Annotated in this window: 16 protein-coding genes; 6 read left to right on the plus strand and 10 right to left on the minus strand. The window is 71.2% G+C overall.

Going from position 1 to position 15,379, the window contains the following annotated elements:
• Positions 1 to 24: 24 nt before the first annotated feature.
• The 3 genes from AQJ27_RS05670 to AQJ27_RS05680 all read right to left on the minus strand — a co-directional run bounded on the left by AQJ27_RS05670 (position 25) and on the right by AQJ27_RS05680 (position 3,386).
• The gene (locus tag AQJ27_RS05670; RefSeq protein ID WP_067362345.1) at positions 25 to 852 is read right to left on the minus strand and encodes a COG4705 family protein; all 828 of its coding nucleotides are present in this window, start codon (positions 850 to 852) and stop codon (positions 25 to 27) included.
• Positions 853 to 938: 86 nt separating this feature from the next.
• Positions 939 to 1,850, minus strand: a complete 912-nt coding sequence (locus AQJ27_RS05675; RefSeq protein WP_067362347.1) for a lysylphosphatidylglycerol synthase domain-containing protein — start codon at positions 1,848 to 1,850, stop codon at positions 939 to 941.
• A 39-nt stretch (positions 1,851 to 1,889) separates the two neighbouring features.
• Positions 1,890 to 3,386 (minus strand): hypothetical protein, encoded by a 1,497-nt coding sequence (locus tag AQJ27_RS05680; RefSeq protein ID WP_067362350.1) that lies wholly within the window; start codon positions 3,384 to 3,386, stop codon positions 1,890 to 1,892.
• 217 nt (positions 3,387 to 3,603) lie between these two features.
• Between AQJ27_RS05680 and AQJ27_RS05685 the strand changes: the two genes are divergently transcribed.
• Positions 3,604 to 3,987, plus strand: a complete 384-nt coding sequence (locus AQJ27_RS05685; RefSeq protein ID WP_067362353.1) for a BlaI/MecI/CopY family transcriptional regulator — start codon at positions 3,604 to 3,606, stop codon at positions 3,985 to 3,987.
• Positions 3,984 to 4,880 (plus strand): M56 family metallopeptidase, encoded by an 897-nt coding sequence (locus tag AQJ27_RS05690; RefSeq protein WP_067362357.1) that lies wholly within the window; start codon positions 3,984 to 3,986, stop codon positions 4,878 to 4,880. The genes AQJ27_RS05685 and AQJ27_RS05690 overlap by 4 nt, the downstream gene beginning before the upstream one ends.
• A 49-nt stretch (positions 4,881 to 4,929) precedes the next feature.
• Here the strand turns inward: AQJ27_RS05690 and AQJ27_RS05695 are convergent, their stop codons facing one another.
• Both AQJ27_RS05695 and AQJ27_RS05700 read right to left on the minus strand, forming a co-directional pair.
• A complete protein-coding gene (locus AQJ27_RS05695) occupies positions 4,930 to 5,781 on the minus strand; it encodes a COG4705 family protein (RefSeq protein ID WP_067362360.1) in 852 nt (283 codons plus the stop codon).
• A 217-nt stretch (positions 5,782 to 5,998) separates the two neighbouring features.
• Entirely contained in the window at positions 5,999 to 6,910 is a 912-nt protein-coding gene (locus AQJ27_RS05700; protein WP_235613439.1) for a polyprenyl synthetase family protein, read from the minus strand.
• A 1,314-nt stretch (positions 6,911 to 8,224) separates the two neighbouring features.
• On the opposite strand from AQJ27_RS05700, the gene AQJ27_RS05705 reads away from it, so the two are divergent.
• On the plus strand, positions 8,225 to 8,845 hold the full coding sequence (locus tag AQJ27_RS05705; protein WP_067362365.1) for a TetR/AcrR family transcriptional regulator: 621 nt from the start codon (positions 8,225 to 8,227) through the stop codon (positions 8,843 to 8,845).
• A gap of 28 nt (positions 8,846 to 8,873) precedes the next feature.
• Here AQJ27_RS05705 and AQJ27_RS05710 read toward each other — a convergent pair whose 3' ends face one another.
• The 4 genes from AQJ27_RS05710 to AQJ27_RS05725 form a co-directional block, all read right to left on the minus strand.
• On the minus strand, positions 8,874 to 9,944 hold the full coding sequence (locus AQJ27_RS05710) for an alpha/beta fold hydrolase (protein ID WP_235613370.1): 1,071 nt from the start codon (positions 9,942 to 9,944) through the stop codon (positions 8,874 to 8,876).
• Between the two features lie 84 nt (positions 9,945 to 10,028).
• Positions 10,029 to 10,643, minus strand: a complete 615-nt coding sequence (locus AQJ27_RS05715; protein ID WP_067362368.1) for a GOLPH3/VPS74 family protein — start codon at positions 10,641 to 10,643, stop codon at positions 10,029 to 10,031.
• Positions 10,644 to 10,662: 19 nt separating this feature from the next.
• Entirely contained in the window at positions 10,663 to 11,931 is a 1,269-nt protein-coding gene (locus AQJ27_RS05720; RefSeq protein ID WP_067362895.1) for a YbfB/YjiJ family MFS transporter, read from the minus strand.
• A gap of 133 nt (positions 11,932 to 12,064) precedes the next feature.
• Positions 12,065 to 12,367 (minus strand): muconolactone Delta-isomerase family protein, encoded by a 303-nt coding sequence (locus AQJ27_RS05725; RefSeq protein WP_067362371.1) that lies wholly within the window; start codon positions 12,365 to 12,367, stop codon positions 12,065 to 12,067.
• A gap of 215 nt (positions 12,368 to 12,582) precedes the next feature.
• Here AQJ27_RS05725 and AQJ27_RS05730 point away from each other — a divergent pair, with 215 nt between their 5' ends.
• From AQJ27_RS05730 to AQJ27_RS05740, 3 genes are all read left to right on the plus strand, one after another.
• The gene (locus AQJ27_RS05730) at positions 12,583 to 13,503 is read left to right on the plus strand and encodes a LysR family transcriptional regulator (RefSeq protein ID WP_067362374.1); all 921 of its coding nucleotides are present in this window, start codon (positions 12,583 to 12,585) and stop codon (positions 13,501 to 13,503) included.
• A 207-nt stretch (positions 13,504 to 13,710) separates the two neighbouring features.
• Entirely contained in the window at positions 13,711 to 14,424 is a 714-nt protein-coding gene (locus AQJ27_RS05735; RefSeq protein WP_067362377.1) for an SDR family NAD(P)-dependent oxidoreductase, read from the plus strand.
• Positions 14,425 to 14,450: 26 nt separating this feature from the next.
• Positions 14,451 to 14,828, plus strand: a complete 378-nt coding sequence (locus AQJ27_RS05740; protein ID WP_067362382.1) for a YybH family protein — start codon at positions 14,451 to 14,453, stop codon at positions 14,826 to 14,828.
• Between the two features lie 25 nt (positions 14,829 to 14,853).
• Here the strand turns inward: AQJ27_RS05740 and AQJ27_RS05745 are convergent, their stop codons facing one another.
• Complete coding sequence (locus AQJ27_RS05745) at positions 14,854 to 15,372, minus strand: P-loop NTPase family protein (protein ID WP_067362385.1); 519 nt, start codon at positions 15,370 to 15,372, stop codon at positions 14,854 to 14,856.
• Positions 15,373 to 15,379: the final 7 nt, after the last annotated feature.

A 15,379-nucleotide genomic window follows, 5' to 3' on the forward strand; every position in this document is an offset into this window, starting at 1 on the left:
CCCTGCTGGAGGCTGAACTCCCGCTTACTGGAGGCTGAGTTCCCGCTCGGACTCGGTGACGTCCTTGCGAGTCATCGACAGGTACACCACCAGAGCGAGGATGACCGCGAGGAACAGCACGCTGGTGATCGTGGTGCCCAGGCCCAGGCCGCCGTCGCCGGTCGGCTGCGAGAGGTAGTCGCCCATGGAGGCGCCCAGCGGGCGGGTCAGGATGTACGCGATCCAGAAGCTCAGCACGGCGTTCAGGCCGAGCGCGAAGTGCGCGACCGCCACCGCGGCGATGGCAAGGCCGAACAGGATCGCGGACACCCAGTATCCAAGGGCCATCTTCTCCGCGACGAGGTCACCGGCCGCGGTGCCCAGCGCGAAGGTGAACAGCACGGCCAGCCAGTAGTAGGCCTCGCGGGACACCGTGTCGATGCTGTGGATGGACAGCGTTCCCTCGCGGCGGTACCAGATGGCGAAGACGACGGCGAGGGCGACGGCGAACACGGTCGTGCAGGTCGTCAGCGACACGCCCAGATTGTCGGTGAGGTTGTCGCTGATCAGCGTGCCGACGACGCTGATCAGGGCCACGGCGAACCAGTACACGCCGGGCCGGTAGGCCTTCGTGCGGAACTGGACGACGAGGACCCCGGCCAGCAGCGCGCTCATCAGCAGCGACACGCCGGTCAGGCCCATGCCCAGGTTCGAGTTCAGGAAGTCCGCCGCGGTCTCGCCGACCGTGGTGCACAGCACCTTGATGATCCAGAAGTACGCGGTGACCTCGGGAACCTTGTTCCAGCGGAGGCGGTGGCCGGGGGCCGCCCCACTGCGGACATAAGCCCCGGGCGTCTCAGAAGTCTCAGTCATGAGGCCGACCCTGCCAGCGGGACTCTGAACACATCCTGACCACCGGGTGGCGGGGGCGACGGGGGGACGAGCAGCGTGAACGTCGTTCAGAGGACCTTGCGGCGGGCCAGTACGGCCAATGCCAGCAGCCCGGGGATCAGGGGCAGCCACACCGTCAGCAGCCGGTAGCCGAGGACCACCGACGCCGCCGCGCTGCCCGGCGCTCCGGCCAGCGTGAGGGCCACGGCGAGCGCCGCGTCCAGGGAACCGATCCCACCGGGCGTGGGCAGGAGTACGGCGGCGCTGCTCGCGGCGAGATAGGCCAGCGCCACCTGGGCCGGGGGCCGCGGCAGTTCGAGGGCCTGGGCCACCGCGACGACCACGGTGGCGTGCAGCGCGGCGAAGGCCAGCGAGCCGCCCCACAGCGCGGCCGCACGCGCCGGGACCTCGTGCACGGCGCGGACGTCCGCCAGCACGGCCCGCAGCGCGCGTCGCAACGGTCCGCGCAGCAGTACGGCGACGGTGACCGCCACCGTGAGCACGATCGCGACCGCCGTCGCCGACATGTGCGGCACGCGGAGCAGGCCGGGGCAGGCCAGCGCGAGTACGGCGATCAGGAGACCGCGTGAGACGGCCCCGGCGGTGGCCTTCACACCGAGCGCGGTCGCCGACCGGACGACCGGCAGACCGCACCGGGTCAGGAAGCGGAGGTTGACCGCGCCCGCGCCGAGGCCCGCGGGCAGCACGTGGTTGGCGGCGGAGGCCGCGAACTGGACGGCCACCAGCTGCCGGGCGGGCAACGGCCGGGTCACCGCCCCTTGTTGGGCGAGAGCCGAACACACCCAGGTCGCCGCGGTGGCGACGGCAGCCACGAGGAGCCAGCCGCGGTCGGCGACGGCCAGCCGGCCGGCGCCGGTCTCGATCACGGGCCAGTGGCGCCGGCCGAGACAGACCGCGCCCACCACCACGGCGAGGGTCACCACGGCGTGCAGGGAGACCCGCCTACTGACGGTTGTCACGGCTGTCGTCGGCGCCGGGCGGAAGGAAGGGCATGTCGCTCAGCCTGCCTGGGCGGCGGGGGCGACGTACAGCATCAGCCGGCCGACGCGGTGCGCTTCCCACGTGCGGGCGTACGTGGGTGGCTTTTGGCCCGGTGTGGTCAGTACGCCGACCGGGAGCCGCTGTCCGGCCCGCACGATGGCGTCGACGGTGGTGTTGGCGTTGTGGCCGACGGTGTCGACGGAGGAGCACCCGGTGTAGAAGGCGATCGGGACGTCCTCGTAGCCGGTCAGCATGCAGGGCGGCTTCACCCCCAGCCGGTGCAGCTGCGTCGCGGTGTCGGCCCAGTCCTCGTGGGAGACGGTAGTGCCATGAACGGTGTGCTGCAGCACCGCGAACTGCACCGCGAGATGCCCGGCCAGGCCGAGCGCCACCAGGGTGGCGGCCACCGGTCGCCTTCCGCCGCCGGGCGCGGTCACCAGGTGGATCAGGGCGTCGGCGGCCGGGATGGCCAGCAGGATGTACACGGGCAGCAGGAAGCGCGGCGCCGCGTATCCGATCATGAAGAGGTACGGGAAGCCCACCAGCGCGGCGCAGGCCAGGGGCAGCAGGCTGTTCACCCCGCGCCGGGCCTTGACGGCGATCACCGCTCCGAGGACGGCCACGACGGGCAGCGCGAACCACCACAGCATCACCGGCGGGGCGGGCATCGCCCCGGTGCAGGGACGGCACAGGACGCGCCCGCCGAGGCTGCGCATCTGGTCGCCGAAGGCTATGTTCCAGCCCAGGCCGCCCTGGATCTTGGACCCGTCGGAGAGCCGCTGGGCCAGGCCGCCGTAGCTGACATACGCCTCGACGACCCACTCGCCCGCGCCCGCGACCAGGCCCGCGACGAGCACCACCAGCAGCCTCGGGCGCCGCCAGCGGCGTACGCACACGACGAGGAAGAACAGGGGCAGGGTCACGTAGACCGCGTCAGTGGGCCGCATCCACGCCATCAGCGCGGCGCTCAGGCCCACACCCCACAGCGCCGCCCGGTCCAAGCGGTCGGCCTGGGCGCGCTGGAAGCAGCCGACGCAGGCCAGGGCGCCGATCGCGACCCAGTAGTTGGGCATGGCCTGCGGGCCGTAGAAGAGGGTCACCCAGAGCGTGGCGAACAGGGCGCCCGCCGCCGCCAGTACCCGCGTCGGGAACAGTCCGCGCCAGGCGCGCAGCGCCACGAACAGGCCGAGTCCGGAGAGCACCGCGAGATAGACGCGCAGCAGGGCGGTGGACGAGGACCAGGACGCGATCGGTGCCACCAGCAGCGACACTCCGCGGGCGCGCGGGGCGCTGAAGAAGGCGGCGGGGGAGTGTGAGCCGACCTGGCTGACGTAGACGGTCTCGTCCCAGCCGAGCCCCATGCCCGGCCGTACGAGGATCAGTTGGGCCAGGGTGAAGGCGCCCGCGACCAGGGCCAGCCACTGCTGGCCGTGCGGCCGTCTGAAGACGCGTCCCGTCGGGGGCGGACTACGGCGATCAGCGCCGACAAACGGACGGTTCACAGTCTTGGCCATTATCCACCCTTCACCCTACATTCTGTAGGGTCCTTCACCCTACAAGACGTAGAGTGAAGGGGGAAGTTGAGCAAAACACAGTCAAATTACCGTGGAACAAGCGGGGACGCAGGGGATGTCGGGGATGCCGCCCGGGGCCCACCCTCATACCCCCCGCTGAGCGCATTCGTACGCCCTCACCACCCCCCGTACCCCTACGCGCTGTAAGGTGACGGACATGGCTCGCACAGGCCCCCATGGCCGAGCGGAACGACGCAGCGCCGGTGAGCTGGAGAGCGAAGTCCTCGCCGCCCTTTGGGCCACCGACGAGGCCCTCACCCCGGCCGACATCCAGGGTGAGATCGGCGGCAACCTCGCCTACAACACCGTTCACACCATCCTCAAACGCCTGTACGACAAGGGTCTGGTCCTGCGTGACGTCGACGGCCGGCGGGGCGCGTACCGGCCCGCCAAGAACGCCGCCGAACTGACCGCCCAAGCCATGCACGAGGCGCTCGACCGGGGACCCGACCCGATCGCGGCCCTCCAGCAGTTCGTCACCGGCCTGAGCCCCCAGGAGGAAGAGGCCCTGCGGGATCTCCTCAGGGGGAGCGGGACGTGAGGGTCGACGTCTACATCCCCCTCATCCTGCCGCTGCTCCTGACGGCCGTCGCGTCGCAGGTGGGTCTCAAGGTCTCCCCCGCGCTGGCCGCCCGGGTCCTCACCATCGCCGCCGTACTGGCCGCCACCGCCTCCACCTGGGCGCTGCTCCTGCTCGCCGCCACCCTGGTCAACGAGGCGCCGCACGTGGCCACGGAGGCCGGCGAGGACGGGCGGCGGCTGCCGGACCCGGTCCCGGTGGCGATCGCCGTCGCCGCGATCATGCTCCTGTGGCTGATCGGCTTCCGGCTCGTTCGCGCCCTGCGCGCCCACTACGCGACCCGCCGCGTCCTTGAGCGACTGTGCGAGGGACATCCGCCCGACAGCGAACTCATCGTCGCCGCCTCCTCGACGCCGCGGGCCTTCGCGATCCCGGGCACGCCGGGCCGGATCCTGGTCACGGCCGCCATGCTCGGGGCGCTGGAACCGGCGGAGCGGCGCGTACTGCTGGCCCACGAGCGCGCCCATCTCGCCCACCGCCACTCGGTACTGTCGACCGCGGTGACCCTGGCGGCCGCCGCCAACCCGGTGCTCGCACCCGTGCGCACCACCGTCGCCTTCCTGGTGGAGCGCTGGGCCGACGAGGAGGCCGCGCGGCGCGTCGGGGACCGCCGTACCACCGCCCGCGCCCTCGCCCGGGCCGCCCTTGTCGCCCAACGCGCCCGGCCGGGCTGCGCCCTGAGCTTCTCCGAACACGCGGTCACCCGCCGGATCGCCGCCCTGCAGACGGCCCCGCTGCCGAACCTGTGGTCCATCGGCGTGGCCGTCCTCGCCCTCGGCGCCCTGCCCGCGTTCGGCGCGCTGGACGCCACCGGCGATCTGCTGCGCCTGCTCGGCGAGAGCCTGCCGGGATAGGCCTTACGGGGACAGAGCCTGTCTTTCGGTGAGGCCCGGCTCGCCGGTCTCAGGTGGCGAGCGTCCTGCGCTCCCGCAGGTGGGCATAGCCCATGAGAGCGACGAGCACCGCGAACAGCACGGCCGACGAACCCGCCGTACCGAGGTCGAGGCCGCCCTTGGCGGTCGGCTTGGTGAGGAAGTCGCCCGCGGTCGCGCCGAGCGGACGGGTGAGGACGAAGGCGATCCAGAACAGCAGCACGTTCGGCACCGCGGGGACGCGCATCAGCGCGACGAGGACCGCGAGCAGCCCGGTGACGAGCAGCGCGCCGCCCGCGTAACCGAGCCCGGAGCTGTCCGACAGGAAGTCGCCCATCGAGGTGCCGAGGGTGTTCGACACGAGGATCGCCGACCAGAAGAGGGCCTCGGCCCGGAAGGTCACGATGTCGCGGATGACGAACGTCATCCCGGTGAACTTCCAGACGGTGAAGATCACGACCAGCAGCGAGATCAGGATCGCGGCGCCCACGGGGTACCCGAGTCCCAGGCCCTGCGGACCCCAGCCCAGCGAGGTGGCCCCGTCGGAGAGGTACTTGGCGCTGGCGTCACGGTTCATGAAGTCGGACATCGTGGTGCCCGCCATGCTGGTGGAAAGGATCACCGTCCAGTAGAAGAAGGGGTTGTAGCGGCGCGACCTGAGCTGCACGACCAGTGTGACCACGAAGATCAGGAACAGCAGGATCGTGGTGAGGAAGTAGCCCAGTTTGAGGGTCTGCGCGAAGAGGTCACCCGCGGTCTCGCCGAGTGTCGTCGCGGCGATCTTCATGATCCAGAAGGCCAGGGTCACCTCTGGCAGCTTCTTCATCACGGAGGCGCCGGGGTCGACGGCTTGGGGGTCGGCGACGAGTTCCGTCTTGTCCAACGTTCGCTCCTGGGGGGTGCATCGACGCCCCCCAGGGCCACGGCCGAAGGAGGGCGCGTGTCCATTGGCTCAGTTGGCTCAGTGTTGCGCAGGCCTGCGCGCCACGCCGATCAACGTGGCGGTCGCAGCCTGAACGCATCCTGAACGCGCGATCAGGCCTCCGGGAGGTCGTCCCGCGTGGGCACCCCTCTCAGGCTCCTGGTTGATCCGTTACGGCTCAGTGCGCCGGCCGGGTGAGGAGCGCCAGGGCGCGGACGTGGGCGACGTGGGCGGTGGCGGGCAGCCGGGTGAGGAGTTCGCGGGCCCTGCGGGCGTGGTCGTCGGCCATCGCATGCGCGGTGTCCAGGGCTCCGGTCCGCTCCAGCACGGCGCGGATCCGGCACAGGGCGAGCTCCGGTTCGGTCTCGTCCAGCAGGGCGTGGCGCAGCGCCGCGCGGCTCTCGGGGTCCGCGCGGCGGTGGGCGATCAGCACGGGCAGGGTGGGGCGGCGGTTGCGGACGTCGCTGTCGGAGGGCTTGCCCATGGCGCGCGCGGCGATCGGGTCGTACGGCAGCACGTCGTCGCGGATCTGGAAGCAGATCCCGAGGTGGTCGCCGAAGTCGCCGAGCAGTTCCGTCGTCGGGGCGTCACCGCCGCCGAGAATGGCGCCCACGCGGCAGGCGGCCGCCAGCAGTACGGCGGTCTTCGCCCGGGCCATCGCCACGTACGCGCCGACGCCCAGTTCCAGGTCGCCGCGCATCGCCAGTTCGTCGAAGGCGCCCCGGCAGATCGCCACCCCGGCCTCGGCCTGCACGGCCATGGCGCGTTCGACGCGGTCGGCGGGTACTCCCAGGCGACGGCACTCGGAGAGCGTCGCGAACCAGGAGAAGAACAGGGCGTTGCCCGCGACGACGGCCTGGGCGGGTCCGAACTCCGTGTGGACGGCCGCGCGGCCGCGCCGCTGGGTGTCGCGGTCGATGATGTCGTCGTGCAGGAGGCTGCCGACGTGCGCCCCCTCGATACCGACCGCAGCGGGCAGCACCGCGCCCAGCTCCCCACCCACCGTGAGCGCCGCGTGCAGCACCAGCAAGGGCCGCAGGAGCTTGCCCGGCGGGATCATCGCGTACCGGTGCACGGCGTCCAGCCCCACCGAACGCCCCGGCCATCGCCGACCGAACTCCGCCTCCAGAAGCTCCGCGAACTCGACTCGGGGCGAGGGGGGATCGGGCGGAGATCCGGCTGGCCGCACGGACATGGCGCCGGGGCCGGGGTTGGGGTTGGGGTTGGGGTTGGGATTTGGGCCGGGGTTGGGGCGGGGGTTGGGGTTGGGCGCAGGGTCGAGGCGGGGGTTGGGGTGCGGGTGCGGGTTGGGTACAGGGTCGAGGCGGGGGCCAGGGTGGGGGTCGGACACAGGCCCGCGTTGGGGCTCGGGCCCGGGCTGGGGCTGGAACCGGGGGCCGGGGTGGGGACTGGGCAGAGCCGCCCCCGAACCGAGTCGAGGATCCGGCTGAGCCCCAGGACCGGGATGAGGACCGGGCTGAGCTCCCGAGCCGAGGCGAGGCTCGGGCTGAGCCCCAGGACCAGGACGGGGACCGGGCTGAGCCTCCGAGCCGAGTCGAGGATCCGGCTGAGCCCCAGGACCGGGACGAGGACCAGGCGGAGCACCCGAGCCGGGCTGAGGCTTGGGATGACGCTGGGGTCCACGTCGGGTATGGGGCTGGCTTTCGGATCGGGCCTGGGGCTGGGCCACGGACCGGCCTTCGGACCGCGCCTCGGGCTGGGCCTGGGGCCGCGCCTCGGGCTGGGCCTCGGACCGCGCCTCAAGGCGGACCTGGGGTCGCACCTGGGGACGCGCCTCGGACCGGGACAGGGAAAGCTGGGCTTCGGATCGGTCCTCGGGCCGGGGCTGGGACTCGGACCGCGCCTCAGGGCGGACCTGCGGCCGCACCTCGGACCGGGCCTGGGGCCGGGCCTCGGACCGAGCCTCAGGACGGACCCGAGGCCGCACCTCGGGATGGGACTCGGACCTCACCTCAGGGCGGACCTGGGGCCGCACCTCAGGCTGGGCCTCGAGGCGGAGCCGGGGCCGCACCTCGGACCGCACCTCGGGCCGGGACAGGGGCTTCACGTCAGGCCGGGCCTCGGGCTGGGCCTGGGGCCGCGCCTCGGGCCGGGTTTCGGGCCGGAGGCGGGGCCGCGGCTCGGGATCGGACCCGGCGTCGGCCGGGGCGTCCTCGCTGGGCGGTTCGGTCATGGAGGCTCCCCCGTCACCGCTTGCGTGAGCATGGCGATGTACCCCACCCCAACAGACTCGCCACCGCGCCGGAACGGCTCACGCGCATCCCGTGGCGGCACGCCCTCGCCCCGCTGCCGGAGGTCGTGCTCCCACACCACCCGATCAGACGGTTTCACCGCACGAACGCGACCAGAGTCAGTGATAGTCGACCGGTCGTACAATTGCGTCATGGGACGAACCAGCGACGCCAGGGAAAAGATCCTCAGCGCCGCGCAGTCACTCATCGAGCTGCGCGGCTACTCGGCGCTGGGCGTGGCCGAGATCTGCAAGGCGGCCGGCGTGCCCAAGGGCAGCTTCTACTACTTCTTCGCGTCCAAGGAAGCCCTCGCCCTGGCCGTGCTCGACGAACACTGGGACGCCCAGAAGAGCGCCTGGGCACGCGTCCTGAACAGCGACGAGGAACCCCTGCGGCGGCTGTACCGGCTGTTCGAGGAGACGGAGGCCGGCCAGCGCGCCGGCCAGCAGAGCTGCGGCACCGTGTCCGGCTGCCTGTTCGGGAACCTCAGCCTGGAGATGAGCAACCACACCGAGCCCATCCGCACCCGCCTGCAGGAGATCTTCGACGCGCAGGTCGAGATGGTCGAGTCGGTCATCACCGAGGCTCGTGAGCGCGGGGAGGTCACCACCCTCGACAGCCGGGAAGCGGCACGGGCGGTGGTCGCCCAACTGGAGGGACAGGTGCTGTTCGCCAAGCTCTACAACAACACCCGTCGGCTCAGCCCCCTGTGGGCGAACTGCCTGGCCCTGCTCGGTGCCCGCGCACCACAGGAGGCCGTGGCGGGCGCCTGACGCCCGCCACCGCACCATTCAGAGGGGCTCAGAGGGCATTGACGTCGACGACCGCCTTGGCGAATGCCGCAGGGGCTTCCTGCGGCAGGTTGTGACCGATGCCCTTCAGCGTCCGGTGGTCGTACGCGCCCGTGAAATGGTCGCGATAAGAGGCACCGTTTCCCGGCGGCGTGAAGGGATCCAGTTCGGCGTCAAGGGTGATCGTCGGCTGCGAGATGGCGGGACTCTGGGCAAGTCGCTTTTCCAGACGATCGAATCGCGGGTCGCCCTTGGCCAGACTCAGTCGCCACCGGTAGTTGTGGATCACGATGGGAACCCAGTCCGGATTGTCGAAGGCGGTCGCGGTCCGATCGAACGTGGCGTCACTGAAGTGCCATGTCGGGGAGACGTTCTTCCAGATGAGTTTCGCGAAATCGTGCTTGTACTTCGCGAGACCGAGCCGTCCCCTTTCGGTGGCGAAATAGTATTGATACCACCACGCCCATTCGGCCTTTGGCGGCAGCGGCGCCTTTTGGGTTTCACGGTTGGTGATGAGATAACCGCTCACGGAGACCAGGGCCTTGCAGCGCTCCGGCCAGAGCACCGCGATGATGTCGGCCGTCCGCGCTCCCCAGTCGAAACCGGCGAGGATCGCCTTCTCGATCTTCAGCGCGTCCATGAGCGCGATGATGTCGAGCGCGATCACCGACTGCTGGGCGTTACGGAACGTCTTGTCCGAACGGAACCGCGTGGTGCCGTGACCGCGCAGGTACGGCACGATCACCCGGTAGCCCGCCGCGGCGAGCCTGGGAGCCACATCGACATAGCTGTGAATGTCGTAGGGCCAGCCGTGCAGCAGAACGACCGGGGGTCCGTGAGCGGGGCCGGCCTCCGCATACCCGATGTTCAGCTCTCCGGCATGGATCTGCTTCAGCGGGCCGAAAGAGGCAGGTGTTCCGGCCTGAGCCGCGGGCGGAATCGCGGACTTTTCTCCGTCGGCCGCGGAGGCCGACGCAGAGGATGAGGCGGAGGCCGATGTCTCCGGGAGCGCCGGCAGCGAGGCTCCGGCTGTTCCTATGGTGAGAATCCGGGAAAACGTGCGCCTGTCTATGGCATTCACCTTTCTTGACCGGTGCGTGACCAGCGGGGAATCGACAAGGCCCGGATGTCATGATTGACATCACGCTTGACGTCATGAACGACGTCATGTGCCGTCGCCGCCTCGCCAGATGTTGTCGAAGGCCGCGTCCTCGATGCTTCGCCGTTGCCGTACCGCTTCCAGTTCCGTCACCGCGCCGTTGACGGCGGCCAGTACGGTAAGGACCGAGTCGTCGACGAGACCCGCGGCCTCCTCGGTCGACTCGTCGTGGATGCCCACGGCGGCCGCCAGGACGGTGAGAATGGGCTCGCCCGCGGTCCAGCGTTCGTCCGCGTGGCTGCGGTCCGGCGAGTCGGCCGCTTCCGTACGGCCGCCACCGAAGGGAATCCAGCGGTGGCGCGGCCGGGCGAGCTGTCCCTCCGCCTCCAGGTCCGCGCGATAGGCCGCGGACAGTCCACGGCCCCGGCGCCACAGCCAGTCGTCCACGGACTCGTACGGCCTCTGCCGGACCAGCGACGCCACGGCCCCGTCCAACAGACGGTCGCCCATGGTCCACTGCGCGCCGGGCACGATGCGGTCGTCCTCCAGCGTGATGGCCTGGGCCTCGATGAGATCGACCAGTTCGGCTCCCGCGAGGGCCAGCGACAGGTCGCCCTGCTCGACGGGCGGGCTGGACGGGACGTCCATGGCGATCATCAGCAGGTCCCGCGGTGTGGTCATGACGCACTCCACGTCTGAGTCATCGGCGACTGCCCGCGTCCGCGGCGGATTCCGTCGGTGCGGGCTGTCGTACCGGGGCAGTAGCTCGCACTACCACCATGTGGTGCGGGAAGCCGATGCGCAGCACGGCGGCGGCCACGGCCGCCACGAGAACCACGGAGGCGGCCAGGATCAGGGCCTGCTGATAGCCGTGGTGGAGCAGGGGCGCGACCACCAGCGGGCCGAGGATCTGGCCGACGGAGTATCCGGCGGTCAGGAGTGCGACGGAGCGGGGGAACTCCAGGTGGGCCCCGGTGGCGAGGGCGAGGGTGCTGACCCCGATGAACGTCGCGCCGAACAGCACCGCGGAGACCAGGGCGGCCGGCGCTCCGCCGATCAGCGCGGGCAGGGCGATGCCCACCGCCTGGACGACGAGCGCGGCGAGCAGCAGGTCGGGGCGGGACCAACGGCGCCCGAGCCGGGCCCACAGCGCGGAGGAGGGCACGGCGGCCAGACCGACCAGCACCCAGGCGCCGCCGCCGAGCGGTCCCGGGGAGCTCTGCTCGATCGCGGCGACCAGGAACGTGCCCGCGATGATGTAGCCGATGCCTTCCAGCGTGTAGGAGGCGAACAGGGCGGTGAACCAGCGGTGCGTGCGCGGCCCGCGGCTGTCATCCACGGCGGCCGCAGTGACTGTGGTGGCCCTAGCGGCCTGGTCGGCCTGGATGGCCTCGGCGGCCTGGGTGGCCTCGGCAGCCTGGGTGACCTGGGTGGCCTCGGCGGCCTGGATGGCCTGGGGCGTCGTGGGAGGCGTTTCGGGGCGGAGCTTCCACGAGGCGGCGGAGAGGACCGCGGCGAGCGCCGCCGAGGCCCACCAGGCGGTCCGCCAGTCGGCGACGGGGCGCAGCAGCAGCACGAGCAGACCCGACAGGGCGATGCCGGCGCCGACCCCGCCGAACGCCCATCCGGGCAGATGAGCCGGGTACTCCCGCAGGTGGCTGAGGAGCGAGCTGACCGCGATGACGAAGATCAGAGCGCTGGCAACCCCGGCCAGCAGCCGCAACGCGAACCACACGGCGGTGTCGTGGGTGGCGGGCATCGCGGCCAGGGTGCCGGTCAGCACGACGAGCGAGGTGCGCAGCAGGGCCCGCGAGCGAACCACCGCGGGGGCCAGGATGCCGACGAGCGCGCCGAGGAGGTAGCCGATGTAGTTGGCGGTGGCCAGGTTCGCGCCGTCGGCTGCGGACAGCCCCGCCCCGGCGTGCATCAGCGGGAGGATCGGCGTGTAGACGAACCGGCCCACCCCCATGCCCGCGGCGAGTGCCGCGGCGGCCTGGGCCACGTGGCGCCAGGGCGAGTGCGGCGCGCCGGCGCTTCCGGCCGGGGAGGCGCGCAGGGCTCGTACGCTCATGACGAAGTCCATGTCGCACCGGTCCCCGCCGTCACCGCGCGGCGTCGTTCCGGCCCGGGTCGTTGGGGTGGGACTCGAGCGCGGTGACGGTGAGGCTCATCCACGGGCGCAGCGGCAGCGTGCCGAGCACCTTCTCGTGGAGTTCGTCCTCGTCACCGGCACACCAGATGCCGATGCTGCGCAGCTCGCCGACCGGGCGCCACAGCCGCGCCAGGTTGCCGGTGGCGGCCAGTTCCCGGGCACGGACGGCCTCGGCGGCGCGCCGCCGGTCGACCTCGTCCTGAGTGGTGCCCTCGGGGATCGTGGTGGTGATCTCGACCAGGAACTCTCGCATGGTCCTGCTCCGCTCGGTGGGGCGTCCGGCGGGCACCGGAACGCCGCGTGGGGTGATGGTGGCCGGCCGGAGGACCGCTGAGGTCGTCCGCCGTCAGGTCCCGCCGGGCCGCACTCGGTCGGGCTTCCTATGGACTCCATCGTCCGCCTGCCACCGGGGCGATGCCACGACAGGCTTCCTCCCTGCTGAGAGGCGGGGCCTCGCACCGACGTAGCATGACCAGCGTGGAGTTGCGCCAACTGCGGTATTTCGTCGCCGTCGCCGAGGAGCTGAACTTCGGCCGGGCCGCCGAGCGCCTGCTGATCGCGGGGCCCTCTCTGTCCCAGCAGATCAAGGCGCTCGAACGCGACCTGGGCGTGCGGTTGTTCGATCGCGATCGCCGCTCGGTGTCCCTCACGGCGGCCGGTTCGGCCCTGCTCCCCCACACCCGCGCCCTGCTCGAGCGGGCCGACGACCTCCAGCGGCGGGCCGGTCGACTGTCCGGATCGGAACCGGTACGGCTCGGCTACGTCAACTGGCTCCCGTCGGACCTCACCGCCCGCACCGCCACGGTGGCCCAACTCCACCTCGACGCCTGGGTCGCGCCCTCGCACACCCAGGCGGCCCGGGTCGCCGCGGGCGGCCTGGACCTCGCGGTGTGCTGGGTGCGGACCGAGGACCTGGAAGAACGCGGCCTGCGCGCCCGGCTCATCGGCGCCGACCGGCTCTACGCCGTCGCGGGCGGCGACGACACGAGCGACGTGGCCGCCCGGGACACCGCCGTCCTCCTCGACGCCGACACCACCTCCTGGTCGTCCTGGAACGTCTACGCCGAAGAGCTGGCCCAGGACACCGGGGCCCGCGCGGTACGCATCTCCAACGGCGGCATCACCGGACCGGCGTTCTTCGATCACGTCCGTCGCTGCAGTCGCCCGGTGGTCAACTCCCCCAAGGGTCAGACCACCCCGCTGCCGCCCGATCTGGTCCAGCGCCCGGTCACCGCACCGGAGATCTACTGGACCTGGTCGCTGGTCTGGCGCGAGAACGAGGACCGCCCGGCCGTCCTCGCCGTCGTCGACGCCCTCTGCGGCGGCGTGGGCGACCTCGGCATCCGTGCCCCGGGCGCCTGGCTGCCGGACGGAGATCCGCACCGGTAGGGCCATCGGCCCACTGACCTGGACTGGGAGGCCGCGCCTACCAGCAGCGAGGAATTCGGTCCTGGCCAGGACCCTGTTGACCTTTGACTTCTCCACTCCGCCCCGCCTAACTTCCAAATAGTCGACCGGTCGGCTAGTAGCCGAATCGGCGACCCACCAAGAAGCCCCCGCTTCATCGCGGAATCACGGAACCCGGAGAAGATCAGCATGAGCTCTCAGAACCAGAAGGTCGCCGTCGTCACCGGAGCCTCGCAGGGCCTCGGCGCGGGCATTGCCGAGGCGTACCGCAAGCTCGGGTACGCCGTCGTCGCCACCTCACGCACGATCGCTCCCGCCGACGACGCGGGCATCGTGACCGTTCAGGGTGACATCGCCGACCCCGCCACCGCCGAACGCGTCATCGCCACCGCGGTCGAGCGGTTCGGCCGTGTCGACACCCTGGTCAACAACGCGGGCATCTTCCTCGCCAAGCCCTTCCACCAGTACACCCAGGACGACTACGCCGCAGCGACCGGCGTGAACCTCACCGGCTTCTTCCGCATCACCCAGCTGGCCGTCGAGCACATGCTCGCCCAGGGCGGCGGCCACATCGTCAACATCACCACCAGCCTGGTCGACAACGCCGACTCCAACGTGCCCTCCGTACTCGCCTCGTTGACCAAGGGCGGCCTCCAGTCCGCCACCAAGTCCCTCGCCATCGAGTACGCCACGCGCGGCATCCGCGCCAACGCCGTTTCGCCGGGCACCATAAAGACCCCGATGCACGCCGAGGAAACCCACGCGGCCCTCGCCGGGCTGCACCCGGTCGGCCGGATGGGCGAGACGAGCGACATCGTCGACGCCGTGATCTACCTGGAGAACGCCCCGTTCGTCACCGGCGAGATCCTCCACGTCGACGGCGGCATGAGCGCCGGCCACTGACGGAACACGACAAGGGGAGAATCCCGATGAACAGCACGACGGACAGCGACACGGAAGCCATCCTGCGCGGCGTCCTCGACCAGTGGAAGGCCGCCGTCGACGGGCACGAGCCGGAGCAGGTCGCCGCCCGGTTCACCGAGGACGCGATCTTCCAGGGCCTGCACCCCTACAGCGTCGGAAGGCCGGGCGTCGCGGCGTACTACGCCTCCCAGCCCATCGGCATGGCCGCCGCGTACCGGATTCTCGAGACCAGACGCCTCACCGACGACCTCGTACTCGGTTATCTGAGCGTCGACTTCTCCTTCATCGACCGCCCCACCCTCAACGTCAAACTCGGCGTACTGGTGCGACGCGTGGGGGAGACCTGGTACATCAGCCACTACCAGGTGTCACGGCTCGAGTAGTCCTGCTCCCTTACAGGGACTTCACCTACAGGGACTTCACCCAGGCCGCGGTGTCGCCGGGGCGGCCGAAGCGAAGGGTGTCGAGGGGCGCGAAGCGCGGGTCGCCGGTGCGGCGGGTGATCTCGCGGCGCCGGTTCGCGTGCTGGGACCAGGCCCACCAGAGGGGGTGTTCCCGGCTCAGCCAGCCGGTCCAGGTCTCCCTGTTGCCACCGAACAGCGGCTCGCGTGTGACGGTGCGGCGGACCGAACGGCGCAGGACGCGGGGCAGGACGACCCGTTTGGGATAGTCCAGCCATATCACCGTGTCGGCCCGGTCCCACATCAGGTCACGGACCTCGGGATAGCCGAGGGAGTCGATGATCCAGCGGGGTTCGGCGGTGATCCGCAGTACGTCCTCGCTCAGCTTGTCGTTCACCGCCCACCCGGCGCCGGTGAAGTACAGCGCGTCCATCTCGTGGTAGGGCAGGCCGAGGCGACCGCTCAGGCCCCGGGCGAGCGTGGACTTACCCGCACCGGTACTGCCCACCACCAAGATCCGCCGCATCCCCGCA

Source organism: Streptomyces olivochromogenes (genome assembly GCF_001514115.1).
In the GTDB taxonomy this organism is placed as follows: Bacteria; Actinomycetota; Actinomycetes; order Streptomycetales; family Streptomycetaceae; genus Streptomyces; species Streptomyces olivochromogenes.